At 63.3% G+C, this 9753-nt stretch carries 7 protein-coding genes; 2 read left to right on the top strand and 5 right to left on the bottom strand.

Features of this window, described 5'->3' with window-relative positions; translation table 11 throughout:
- Both glnA and EOA32_RS27515 read right to left on the bottom strand, forming a co-directional pair.
- The coding region (gene glnA / locus EOA32_RS27520) for a type I glutamate--ammonia ligase (RefSeq protein ID WP_128373391.1) at positions 1-1211 on the bottom strand (1211 nt) is incomplete at its 3' end.
- Positions 1212-1272: 61 nt separating this feature from the next.
- Positions 1273-1611 (bottom strand): P-II family nitrogen regulator, encoded by a 339-nt coding sequence (locus EOA32_RS27515; protein WP_006205430.1) that lies wholly within the window; start codon positions 1609-1611, stop codon positions 1273-1275.
- Positions 1612-1956: 345 nt separating this feature from the next.
- On the opposite strand from EOA32_RS27515, the gene EOA32_RS27510 reads away from it, so the two are divergent.
- Together EOA32_RS27510 and EOA32_RS27505 are read left to right on the top strand one after the other, a co-directional pair.
- Positions 1957-3483 (top strand): NAD(P)H-hydrate dehydratase, encoded by a 1527-nt coding sequence (locus tag EOA32_RS27510; RefSeq protein ID WP_128373390.1) that lies wholly within the window; start codon positions 1957-1959, stop codon positions 3481-3483.
- Positions 3483-5486: a hypothetical protein gene (locus EOA32_RS27505; RefSeq protein ID WP_245499402.1), complete on the top strand. Its 2004-nt coding sequence runs from the start codon at positions 3483-3485 to the stop codon at positions 5484-5486. The genes EOA32_RS27510 and EOA32_RS27505 overlap by 1 nt, the downstream gene beginning before the upstream one ends.
- A gap of 4 nt (positions 5487-5490) precedes the next feature.
- On the opposite strand, the gene waaF is transcribed toward EOA32_RS27505, so the two are convergent.
- From waaF to EOA32_RS27490, 3 genes are all read right to left on the bottom strand, one after another.
- Entirely contained in the window at positions 5491-6558 is a 1068-nt protein-coding gene (gene waaF, locus EOA32_RS27500; protein WP_245499401.1) for a lipopolysaccharide heptosyltransferase II, read from the bottom strand.
- 12 nt (positions 6559-6570) lie between these two features.
- Positions 6571-7347, bottom strand: coding sequence for a glycosyltransferase (locus EOA32_RS27495; protein WP_245322435.1), 777 nt, complete (start codon positions 7345-7347; stop codon positions 6571-6573).
- A gap of 410 nt (positions 7348-7757) precedes the next feature.
- The gene (locus EOA32_RS27490; protein ID WP_066989638.1) at positions 7758-9290 is read right to left on the bottom strand and encodes an acyl-CoA carboxylase subunit beta; all 1533 of its coding nucleotides are present in this window, start codon (positions 9288-9290) and stop codon (positions 7758-7760) included.
- Positions 9291-9753: the final 463 nt, after the last annotated feature.

Below are 9753 nucleotides of genomic sequence, written 5' to 3'. Positions count from 1 at the left end.
TCCTTCGGCGGCAGGTCGTAGAGATCCTTGTCCATCGGCTGTCCGGGATGAATCTTGTTCTTGATGCCGTCGAGACCCGCCATCAGCATGGCGGCAAAGCCGAGATAGGGGTTCGCGCCCGGATCGGGGAAGCGGACCTCGACGCGCTTCGACTTCGGCGAGGAGCCGAAAGGAATGCGGCAGGAGGCCGAACGGTTGCGCGCCGAATAGGCGAGCAGCACCGGCGCTTCGTAACCCGGCACCAGACGCTTATAGGAGTTGGTGAGCGGGTTGGTGAAGGCGTTGATCGCCTTGGCGTGCCTGATGATGCCGCCGATGTAGAAGAGGCAGGTTTCCGACAAGCCGGCGTATTCGTTGCCGGCGAAGGTCGGCTTGCCGCCCTTCCAGATCGACTGGTGCACGTGCATGCCCGAGCCGTTGTCGCCGAACACCGGCTTCGGCATGAAAGTGGCCGTCTTGCCATAGGCATTGGCGACCTGGTGCACGACATACTTATAGATCAGCATCTTGTCGGCGTTGCGCACCAGCGTGTCGAACTTGATGCCGAGTTCGTGCTGGGCGGCCGCGACCTCGTGGTGATGCTTTTCGACGCGCACGCCCATTTCAGCGAGCACCGTCAGCATCTCGGAACGCATGTCCTGGCAGGAGTCGATCGGCGGCACAGGGAAGTAGCCGCCCTTGATGCGCGGCCGATGGCCGAGATTGCCGGTCTCATAGTCGGTGTCGTCGTTGGACGGCAGCTCGGTCGAGTCCAGGCGGAACCCGGTGTTATAGGGATCGGCCTTGTACTTGACGTCATCGAACACGAAGAACTCAGCTTCCGGGCCGACATAGATGGTGTCGCCGATGCCTTCCGACTTCATGTAGGCTTCGGCTTTCTTGGCGGTGCCGCGCGGGTCGCGATTGTAGGCCTCGCCCGAGATCGGATCGAGGATGTCGCACAGGATGACCATGGTCGACTGGGCGAAGAACGGATCCATGTGGACCGTATCCGTGTCCGGCATCAGCACCATGTCGGACTCGTTGATCGCCTTCCAGCCCGCGATCGAGGAGCCGTCGAACATGACGCCGTCGGCGAACATGTCTTCCTCGACCTCGACGACGTCCATCGTCACATGCTGCAGCTTGCCCCTCGGATCGGTGAAGCGCAGGTCGACGAATTTTACATCGTTGTCCTTGATCTGCTTCATGATGTCTTTGGCTGTCGTCATGTCATGTATCCCTGTGTGCTGACGTTTTTTTGATGATGACGGTTCAGGAAGACGGGTGGAGTCAGACCGCGTCCATGCCGGTCTCGCCGGTGCGGATGCGAACGACTTCCTCGATGTTGGAGACGAAGATCTTGCCGTCGCCGATGCGGCCGGTCTGCGCCGCCTTGCGTATGGCTTCGATGGCGCCTTCGACGGCGTCGTCGCCGAGCACGACCTCGATCTTCACCTTGGGCAGGAAGTCGACGACATATTCGGCGCCCCGATAAAGCTCGGTATGGCCCTTCTGACGACCGAAACCCTTGGCCTCGGTGACGGTTATGCCTTGCAGCCCGGCCTCCTGAAGCGCTTCCTTCACTTCGTCCAGCTTGAATGGCTTGATGATCGCTTCGATCTTTTTCATGTAGAAAGTGGCCTCCACTGCCAAAGAGACGGGTTGCGCGCCCCGCTTGCGCCTTCATCAAGCACGAAGCGTGCCAATTACCAGAGGTTGAGGGCGGTATCGGGCGATTTCCATGCCTTGCCGCATCCGAATGCAAATCCGCGTCATCCGCTGCATCGGATGCGTCATCGACGCCCAAAGCCTATACATCGCTCCTCCATCCGTCTGCGCAAAACTTGAGCAGATAGCGCAATTTGCAGGCAGATTCCCCTCCGGGCGCCACCGCTTTGGGATGCATTCGGCCGCCGCTGTTTGCTTCGAACCGCAAATCGGACAATGCTTGATCGGATGGAGATCGGCAATCCCATGCGCAATGAACTTCTTTCGCCGTCCGAAATGGCCGAAGCCGACCGGCTGGCGATCGCACAAGGTCCGCTCGACGGCTACGGATTGATGCGCCGGGCCGGCGAGGCCTTGGCGGCCGTGCTCATGGCGCGCTATCCGGCGGCGGCACGGGTGCACGTGCTTTGCGGACCCGGCAACAACGGCGGCGACGGCTATGTCGTGGCGAGCCTGCTCCGGAAGAGCGGTGTCAACGTTGCGTTGTGGAGATCGGGCGAACCGCGCGCGGGCAGCGATGCCGCGCTGGCTGCAGCTGATTGCCCGTTGGAGCCACGACCGCTATCTGCCTTCGCGGCCGAACCGGGATCGCTGGTGATCGACGCGCTGTACGGAGCGGGGCTCTCGAAGGCACTGTCGGGCGATGCCGCCCGGGCCGTCCAGGTCGTTACGGATCTCGGCTTGCCGGTCGTCGCCGTGGACCTGCCCTCGGGCGTTTCCGGCGAAAGCGGCGCCATCCTCGGCAGCGCATTTCGCGCGGTCGTTACCGTGACGTTCGCGCGGAAGAAGCCGGGGCATCTGCTGCTGCCGGGGCGGGAAATGAGCGGCGAGATCGTGCTCGCCGACATCGGCATCGGTGACGACATCATCGCTCGAGTCGCGCCGCGCAGTTTCGAGAATGCGCCGGCGCCCTGGCTGCCTGTCTTTCCGGTTCCGGCCGTCGATGCGCACAAATACAAGCGCGGTCATGTCAGTGTCTTTTCGGGCGGTCCTGCGGCCACCGGTGCCGCGCGCCTGTCGGCGCTCGCAGCCGCAAGAAGCGGGGCAGGGGCGGTGACGGTGCTGTCGCCGGCGAACGCCATGCAGGTCAATGCCGCGCATCTGACATCGATCATGCTGCGCAAGGTCGACGCGGTTGCCGATCTCGGTGCGTTCCTTGCCGACCGCCGCCCCTCGTCCTTTGTGCTCGGCCCGGGGTTTGGCGTCGGCGAAAAGGCGCGCGATTTTGCCCTGGCGCTGCTCGGCGCCGGGCACGCGCAGGACACCGGCGTTGAAGGGCTGGTGCTCGACGCCGACGGCATCACCTCGTTTCGCGACGAGCCTGAGACGCTTTTCCAGGCTGCCCGAAAGTCCGGCGCCCCGGCGCTGGTGATGACGCCGCATGAAGGCGAGTTCGGCAGGCTGTTCCCTGAGGCAGCGGGCGACAAGGTGCTTTCCAAACTCGGCAAGGCCCGCGCGGCGGCGGCGCGAGCCAACGCCGTCATCGTCTACAAAGGCGCCGACACGGTGATCGCAGCACCTGACGGCCGCGCCGCGATCAACGGCAATGGCGCGCCATGGCTTGCCACCGCGGGTTCGGGCGACGTGCTGGCGGGCATCATCGCCGGGCTCCTGGCACAAGGCATGCCGGCGTTCGAAGCGGCCTGCGCGGCTGTCTGGATACACGCCGAAGCCGGCAGCCGGTTCGGACCCGGCCTGATCGCCGAGGATTTGCCTTTGGCCATGATGCCTGTGCTGCATGCGTTGGTGGCAAATGAGATGGCTGCTCGATGATGAGGCTGGCGATCCTTGTCGCGGCCGCTGCCATCGCTGTTCTTGGCGTCCGGGCGGCTGATGCAGCCGGTCGCCCGGTCACGGTCGTGGATGATCCGCAGGTGCTCGCCAAGCTCGATGCCGATGGCTTCGGCTTCACCGGTATTTTTGGCATCAGCGGCAAGGACGATCTGAAAACGCTTTATGACTCGGCGCCGGCCTACCGCGCCATCGTCGAAACCGTAGTGGCCGATGTCACAGCACTGCGCGCCGACCTGAAAGCAGGCGGCCGGCCGCTCTATGAGGTGACCGACGGCAATGTCGGCCGCATCATCGACATGCGCTGGCTGAAGACCGACGCGGCGCGTTTCCGGCTGGTCGGCGTCGTCAACCGGCTCGACCGGCGTGACTTCGCAAAGCTCGGTGGGGAAGCGGGCTGCGGCGAGGTGCGCTTCATCTACCGCCTTGCCTATAGTTTCAGGAAGAACGGCAAGGTGTTGGCCTCGAGGCTGCCGTTCAATTTCAGTGCCGTTTACCGCGCAGCTCCCGACGCCGACGGCGGCTGTACCGGCGTCGCCGGGCGCTGGACGCCGCAGATCGACGAAGCGGCGGATGCCGGGTGGCTGTCCGGGGGACCGCTGGATAAAGCGAGCCTCTCCTTCAAGCAGCTCGAACTCAACGCTCAGGTGGTGCGCTTTCCTTCCGGCCAGGAGACCGAATTTGGCGGTCAGGCCGCCTATCTCATGCGCATCTTCGGTATCGACGGCACCACAATCAGCCAGAAACCGCTCGAAAATACGCCGGACACCATCCGCCTTGCGCAAGACGCGCAGTTGAAGGCGAGGCTTACGGACTATGTCCGCGCCAATGCCGGTGCAATCGATCTCGGCGTTTACGAAATCCCGGATGAATTCCTGGCGAAGAAGGTCATCTCCTGGTCGACCTTCGGCAGTGCCAGGCAGGCCAATCATCCATTCACGCCGCTGTTCGAACCGGAAGCGTTTGCCGGGGTCGACTATTCGAAACTGACATTGGCGCGCACGGCCGAAGCCTTGATCGAGCGGCTCGACAATGGCGCCTGCCAAGGTTGCCATCAGGCGGGCTCGACCGCCGGATTCCATTTCATCGGCCTCGACGACAGCACGACCTCGCCGCTCAACCGCATCGAGGTCGGCATCTCGCCGCATCTCCATGCCGAGATTCCGCGCCGCGAGGCGTGGCTGCAGGCGACTGCGGAAGGCAGAGAAGCGAACGGGTTTCGCCCGTTGTCCTTCGCACCACCGGCTGCGTGGAAAGACACCGGCGAGATCGCCTATACGCCGGCCGAGACGACCATGCCGTGCCTGGTGCCGGAAGACGCCGCCCACTTCGGCAACAGCTGGCAATGCGGAGCCGGCACGGTCTGCACATCGATCGCGACCGCTACAGGGGTTAGGACGAGACTGGCTCAATGCCTGCTGCCCAAGGAGAGCCGGAACATCTTTTCCGGCCATCCCTGCCTGACCGGAACGATTGCCAGCGACACCGGGGAACCCTTCAACGACCGTTACAAGGTCACCGGCCAGTTCGCGGCCTTCGCGCCCGCCATTTCACGCACCGCCTATACCTGCCGGCCGCCCAAGATCGGTGTGCCAGGCGGCTTCGCCTATCGCGGCTGCGACGCGAAGGATCTGGCCTTCTCCGCTTTCAAGGCTGGCAAGCCGATGCCGAGCGAAATCTGCGGCCTGGTCGGCGGCAAGAAGTTCGATATTTGCGTGGCGACCAACAATTTCGACCAATGCCTCGGCGGCGCCGTCAATCGCGGTAACCGTCCGGCCTGCTCGGCCGATCGTTTCTGCCGCGAGGATTATATGTGCCAGTCGCTGCCGTCCGACACGCCCGGTGCTGCCAGGGTCAAGGGCATCGGCTTCTGCTCGCCGACCTATTTCCTGTTCCAGATGCGCATCGACAATCATGCGACGCCGTGGACGAACACCGCCCGCGCGAACATGAGCGCGGGCTTTGGCGCCGCCACCGAGGAATAAGCGGTCATGCCTGCTGCGGGGCGTATTTTTCGACGCTTGCCGCCAGCGCTTCGAGCACACGCTGCTCACTGATACCGCGCGTGTTCAGGACCCAGCTCGGTATCGAGATCGGAGGCTCGATGAAGGTTACCTGCTCGTTCAAGGGTCCATGCACGTAGGATCGGTTCGAGCCGAAGATGAGCACGCTTGGAATGCCTAAGGCGCCGGCTGCATGGGACACACCGCCATCGACACCGAGAAAGACGGTGGAGGCCGCGATCTGGTGCATGGCCTCTGCAATGTCGGGCGTCGAGGTGAAGTCGATCGCCTCAGGCAACAAGGCGCAAATCTGGGCGGCAGCCTGGCGTTCGCGCGGACCGCCGACAAGCCAGACGGACCAGCCCCGTTCGATGTGCTTTCGCGCGACCGAGACGAAGCGCTCGGGCGGCCAGGAGCGCATGTTCTCGAAATCGGAAGTATAGAGGGAAAGCACCGGCCTTGCCGGATCGATGCCGTTGCGCCGGCGCCACTTGGCAACGTCTTCGAACGAAATCGCCAGCCGCGGGGCCGGCAGCTGTTTTTCCTCGGCGGGCTGCTTGCCGAGGAGCGCGATCGCACAGACCTGTTCGACGAGCCTTGTCTTGCGCGGGCCGAAGGCCACGAAGGTTTTCAGCCATCCCGCGGGCAGCCGGTTGACGATGCCGAACTGGAGCTCGCGCGGATATCCGATGCGCTCGGGAATGCCCGCCAGCCACGGCACCAGGGCCGCCTTGGTGCTGCTGGTGAGCAGATAGGCTGCCTGATAATTCTCCTGGCGGAGTTCGCGCGCCAGCCGCGCCCGCTCCTTGAGACCGGGGTTCCAATGCCTCTCGACGGTCCAGGCCTTCCGGACATGCGGCATCAAGCGCGCCAGCGGCGCGGCGAGCGGCGAGGTGATGACGTCGATCGGCTGTCCAGGAAACGTCGCTGCTATGATTTGAATTGCCGAATGGCAGCGGATGAAGTCGCCGATTGCCGGCAAGCAGAACACGAGAATGGGGCGCAACGCGCGATACCTTTTCGATCCGACGCAGTCGCCGCGAACGGCGAGCATGCCGGTTCCTTGTCACGGAAGCGCTTCGCCATCAAGGATGCGGGCATAGAGTTCCAGATAGGCCTTCGCGGTTTTCGCGATCGGAAATCTGTCGGCGGCAGATTCACGGCATTTGCGCATGCACAGGTCTGCGACCTCGGCAAGACCTTCAGCAAACTCCTCGTCGCTCTCGAAGAACCGGCCCGTATCCGTGTCCACCGTCTCCGGCAGGGCGCCGCGCGCTGTGGTCAAAACGGGCGTGCCGCACAGCATCGCCTCGACCGGCGCATTGCCGAAAGGCTCTTCCCAGGCGATCGGATTGAGGAAGGCCTTCGATGCGCCCAGCAGGCGCAGCTTGTCGTCGCCATCGACGACGCCGTTGAAGCGATAGCGGCGGGAAAGACTCTTGAAAAAGACGCCCTCGCGGCGGGTCCGACTTCGGCCGAGCAATTTCCACCGCGAGCCGCCGGCGATATCGAGGGGAAAGTCGAATTTCCTGGCGAGCTCGACTGCCCGGTTCAAGCCCTTTCCGGCGCGTGCGATGGCCGCCATGAAGAGGAGGCGATCGCTCTTCGATTCGGCCAGCCGATAGTCATCCACCGGAAAGCCGTTGTAGACGAAGGTCTTGCGGCCGTGCAGCTGGGCGTGCCGTGCGCTGATGAAGCTCCAGTTCGGTTGCGGCCGCGGATAATCCGGTAAATGGCCCCGCTCGGTGTTGAGGGTGGGGAAGTCAACCTCGACCTTCCACGCATGAAGGTGGACGATTTGGGTGTCCTTGGGGATCGCCGCGCGGCACTCGGCATCGCTCACAGCATGCCGGACTTCGCACAGTAGATGTGACGATCCAGGGCCCGCCACGAGGACGACATGGTGGCCCTGCCTGACCAGTTCAGTGGCCAGCCAGTCGACCTGACGTTCTATCCCGCCGTAGCCTTTGCACGGAACGACGCCCTTTGTTGCAAGGGTTATTAGCATTCAGCACCGTCATCACATTGATGTGATTTCAATGTGATTAGAGGTTGCCAGTTGTCAACCTCCGACGACGGATTGCGTGAGCCAGAGTTCCAGCCGCCGGCCGGCTTTCGAGGTTCCACCGATTGAGATGGTCGGCGACTCCCCGTCGCGAGGCCAATCGGAAGGAGAGGGGCTAAGCAACGAGAATAACGGCGAACCTGCCGAAATGCTTGCCAGCTACAAGGACCAGTCGCGACACCACCGCCTCACAGCGGAATGTTGTCGTGCTTCTTCCAGGGGTTCTGCATATCCTTGTTGCGCAGCATGCGCAGCGCCCGCGCGATCCGGCGGCGCGTCGAATGCGGCATGATCACCTCGTCGATATAGCCGCGTTCGGCCGCTACGAAGGGCGACAGGAACCGATCCTCGTATGCTTTGGTGTGGGCGGCGATCTTCTCCGCGTTGCCGATGTCCTTGCGGTAGATGATCTCGACCGCGCCCCTTGCGCCCATCACCGCGATCTGCGCCGTCGGCCAGGCATAGTTCATGTCGCCGCGCAGGTGCTTCGACGCCATCACGTCATAGGCGCCGCCATAGGCCTTACGGGTGATCACGGTGATCTTCGGCACGGTGGCTTCGGCATAGGCGAACAGCAGTTTTGCGCCATGCTTGATCAGCCCGCCATATTCCTGCGCGGTGCCTGGCAGAAAGCCTGGAACGTCGACCAAGGTAACGATCGGGATCGAGAAGCAGTCGCAGAAGCGCACGAAGCGCGCCGCCTTGCGGCTGGCGTCGGAGTCGAGCACGCCGGCCAGAACCATCGGCTGGTTGGCGACGAAGCCGACGGTTCGCCCCTCCACACGGCCGAAGCCGGTGACGATGTTCTTGGCGAAGCTCGCCTGGATTTCGAAGAAGTCGCCTTCGTCGGCAACCTTCAGGATCAGTTCCTTGATGTCGTAAGGCTTGTTGGCGTTGTCCGGAATCAGCCGGTCGAGCGACATGTCATGGTCCGTCACCGACTGGTAGCATTCGATCTCGGGAATCTCTGCCGTATTGGACGCCGGCAACAGGTCAATCAGCCGGCGCATCTGCAGCAGCGCCTCGACGTCGTTGTCATAGGCGCCGTCGGCGATGGAGGATCGGGTCGTGTGCACCGTGGCGCCGCCGAGGCTTTCGGCCGTCACCGTCTCATTGGTCACCGTCTTCACCACGTCCGGCCCGGTGACGAACATGTAGGAGGTGTCGCGCACCATGAAGATGAAGTCGGTCATGGCCGGCGAATAGACATCGCCGCCGGCACACGGGCCCATGATCAGCGAAATCTGCGGGATGACGCCGGAGGCGAGCACGTTGCGCTGAAAAATCTCGGCATAGCCGCCGAGCGCGGCCACGCCTTCCTGGATGCGTGCGCCGCCCGCGTCGTAGAGGCCGATGATCGGCGCGCGATTGCGCAGCGCCATCTCCTGCACCTTGACCACCTTCTCGGCATGCGCCTCAGACAGCGAGCCGCCGAAGACGGTGAAATCCTTGGCAAAAAGGTAGACTGGACGGCCGTTGACGGTGCCCCAGCCTGTGACGACGCCGTCGCCCGCGATCTTGGTTTTCTCCATGCCGAAGTCGGTTGAGCGGTGCTCGACATACATGTCGAACTCCTCGAACGAACCCTCGTCGAGGAAGACGTCGATGCGCTCGCGGGCGGTGAGCTTGCCCTTCTTGTGCTGGGCCTCGATCCGTTGCTTGCCGCCGCCCATCCGGGCGATCTCGCGGCGGCGCTCGAGTTCCTTCAGCACGTCCTTCATCGCTGCCCCCACAATAGAAAGGTGGTTTGTGGTAATCGTGAGGGCGGCGCAGCGCAAGCGTCGCTTTTCGATCGGCGTTTTGTTGCGCTGCAACATCCACCCTTGCATTTTGCGGCGGACTCGGCCATATGCGGTCGCATAGGCGCTTGGGCCGAACTTCGGCTTTCTCCACCAATTGAGACTGGTTGCGTCTGTTTTCCCTCTTTCCGGTGGGCCCTCCCGTCGATCGGCAAGCTGGCGAAAGAGCCCCGGGGCATGACGCCTGCGGGCACGACAGCGCAGCCGCGCGGACGCTCCCCGTCCGCCGCCTTGTCGTTTCCTGACAATTTTTCGACGGCAGGTTGCGCCCTGCCGCCATGATGTTTGCGGCCACAGGGCCGCGTGAAAGAAGACTATTTTGACCAATGAAAATCAGGCGGACCAGAACGGTTTCGCTACCCTTGGAATCACCGGCGCGCTGCTC

The organism is Mesorhizobium sp. M1A.F.Ca.ET.072.01.1.1 (assembly GCF_004023325.1).
Classification (GTDB): domain Bacteria; phylum Pseudomonadota; class Alphaproteobacteria; order Rhizobiales; family Rhizobiaceae; genus Mesorhizobium.
This window is presented reverse-complemented; position numbering and strand designations above follow the sequence as displayed.

Coding starts and splice junctions, on each gene's coding strand:
- EOA32_RS27515 (WP_006205430.1), bottom strand. CDS start 1,611: ATGAAAAAGATCGAAGCGATCATCAAGCCATTCAAGCTGGACGAAGTG.
- EOA32_RS27510 (WP_128373390.1), top strand. CDS start 1,957: ATGCGCAATGAACTTCTTTCGCCGTCCGAAATGGCCGAAGCCGACCGG.
- EOA32_RS27505 (WP_245499402.1), top strand. CDS start 3,483: ATGAGGCTGGCGATCCTTGTCGCGGCCGCTGCCATCGCTGTTCTTGGC.
- waaF (WP_245499401.1), bottom strand. CDS start 6,558: ATGCTCGCCGTTCGCGGCGACTGCGTCGGATCGAAAAGGTATCGCGCG.
- EOA32_RS27490 (WP_066989638.1), bottom strand. CDS start 9,290: ATGAAGGACGTGCTGAAGGAACTCGAGCGCCGCCGCGAGATCGCCCGG.